Genomic DNA, 1,963 nt, shown 5'->3' with positions numbered 1-1,963 from the left:
CACTTGGGTTCAAGAAGATCTGGATCTGGTCGGTGATGGTGCTTTTTGCCTTTGGTGCGACCTTGCATAGTGTCGCGAACCTGATAGGCCCGCGTCGCGGGGCGCAGCAATGACACCTGTTATCTTCGCACTCCTGTTGCTTGGCGCGGTTCCGATTGCGCTGGTGCTGACGCTAACGGCGATCTGGTATATTACCGAAAGCGGCAACACGGTTCTGTTTGACAGCTTTGCGCAGCAGATGTTTTCCGGGATCGAGAATTACGGCCTGCTTGCCATTCCGCTGTTCATGCTGACGGGTGAGTTGATGAACGAGGGCGGCATGACTTCGCGCCTTATCAACGCGGCAAGGGTCTTCGTCGGCGGTTTTCGCGGTGGGCTGGCGTATATCAACCTTTTGGCGAACATGTTCATGGCCGCGATCATCGGATCGGCTGCCAGCCAGATTGCAGTGATGTCACGCGCGATGGTGCCTGAAATGGAAAAAGAGGGCTATGATCGCGGCTTTGCTGCGGCGACCACGGCAGCGGGGGGCTTGCTTGCCCCTGTGATCCCGCCATCAATGCTATTCGTGATCTACGGCGTTCTGGCGCAAATCCCGATTGGGGATATGTTTTTGGCCGGGATAATCCCGGGGCTGATGCTGGCTGGCGTGTTCTTTATCGTGATCGCACTGGTGGGTTTGCGACAACAGTTTCCCAAGGGGGAATGGATGACAGCCAGCCAGATGCGCGCGGCTCTGATCGCGGCATTGCCTGCGGTTCTTATTCCCGCCTCGATCATCGGCGGCATCCTGTTTGGCATCGCAACCCCAACCGAAAGCGCCGCCGTAGCCTCGCTCATCGCGTTCCTGATTGGCTGGCTTTTTTATGGAGAGATCGAGCTAGCCAAACTAGGTGTCATTTTCGGACGTACAGCACGCAATGCAGCGATGGTGATCTTCATGATCGCGGCCGCCAGCGTGTTTGGCTGGGTGGTGATTTATGAAGCATTGCCGCAAAAGCTGGCGGCCTTGATTACGTCCATCACCGATGATCCGTTCATGTTCTTGCTGATCGTGAACCTTGTGTTGCTTTGCGTTGGGATGTTGATCGACGGCATTGCCGCGATCATTCTGGTGACGCCGATCCTGTTGCCGATTGCGATGAACAATTATGACATCGATCCTTTTCAGTTCGGTGTGGTGATGAGCCTCAATCTGGTGCTTGGCCTGCTGACACCGCCTGTCGGTGTCGGGCTCTACATCGCGTCCAGTATGAGCGGAGCAAGCCCGATGGCGATCATGCGCTCGCTCTGGCCGTTTCTGCTTGCGGTGCTGGTGGTGTTGATCCTGCTTAGCTATTTCCCGTGGCTTTCGACGGCCTTGATCTAAGGCGCGTCTAGTCGGCGGTTGGCAGGCGCAAAACGTCCAGCCCCATCGCGTCGCTTAGATTGAACGCACCCATGCCGCCGTCGATAGCGATGTCGGACCCTTTGAGCCAACCCGACGCAGGGGAGAGGACAAAGGCGGCGATCTGCGCTATTTCTTCAGGCGTGCCGGGGCGACCTGCGCGCGCGACATTCTTTGCCATTTGTGCGCCGAACGCACGTTGGAAATCACCAAGGATACCTGTCGATATGCCACCGGGACTAAGCGAATTGATCCGTAATCCGCGTGCAAGCATTGCTTCGCTCTCGGCCAGTGTCCATAGGATCACGGCCTCTTTGGACAGGTTATAGCTTCGCGTTGCATCTATTTTTTCTGTGGCGATGAAACTGGCGATTTGCTCGGGCCGGGTGAGCGCGGCCAGTCGTTTGACCTGCTCGAAGCCCTCACGCCAACCGTGTCCCGCGCGGCTGGCCATGTTCACAATAGACGCGCCTTTGCGTAGATCTGGCAGCATCGCGTTACTAAAGGCACGCGTGCCAAGAAAATTGACCTGTAGGATCGCCGCCTCGAGCCCGTCGCGCGGGGGCAGGCCTGCAT

2 protein-coding genes are annotated in these 1,963 nt (G+C 57.3%); one reads left to right on the top strand and one right to left on the bottom strand.

What is annotated here, in order from left to right; genetic code table 11:
- The first annotated feature begins 109 nt into the window (after positions 1 to 109).
- Positions 110 to 1,369: a TRAP transporter large permease gene (locus WBC85_RS08935; RefSeq protein WP_424435533.1), complete on the top strand. Its 1,260-nt coding sequence runs from the start codon at positions 110 to 112 to the stop codon at positions 1,367 to 1,369.
- 7 nt (positions 1,370 to 1,376) lie between these two features.
- Here the strand turns inward: WBC85_RS08935 and WBC85_RS08930 are convergent.
- Positions 1,377 to 1,963, bottom strand: a 587-nt coding sequence (locus WBC85_RS08930; protein ID WP_424435530.1) for an SDR family oxidoreductase, incomplete at its 5' end; no start/stop codon positions are given.

This window comes from Planktotalea sp., assembly GCF_049680325.1.
In the GTDB taxonomy this organism is placed as follows: domain Bacteria; phylum Pseudomonadota; class Alphaproteobacteria; order Rhodobacterales; family Rhodobacteraceae; genus Planktotalea.
Note: the sequence above shows the minus strand (reverse complement) of the source record. Positions and strands in the feature narration are given on the sequence as shown.

Bases quoted from the DNA above. Each gene is read 5' to 3' on its own strand.
- WBC85_RS08935 (WP_424435533.1), top strand. From the start codon at position 110: ATGACACCTGTTATCTTCGCACTCCTGTTGCTTGGCGCGGTTCCGATT.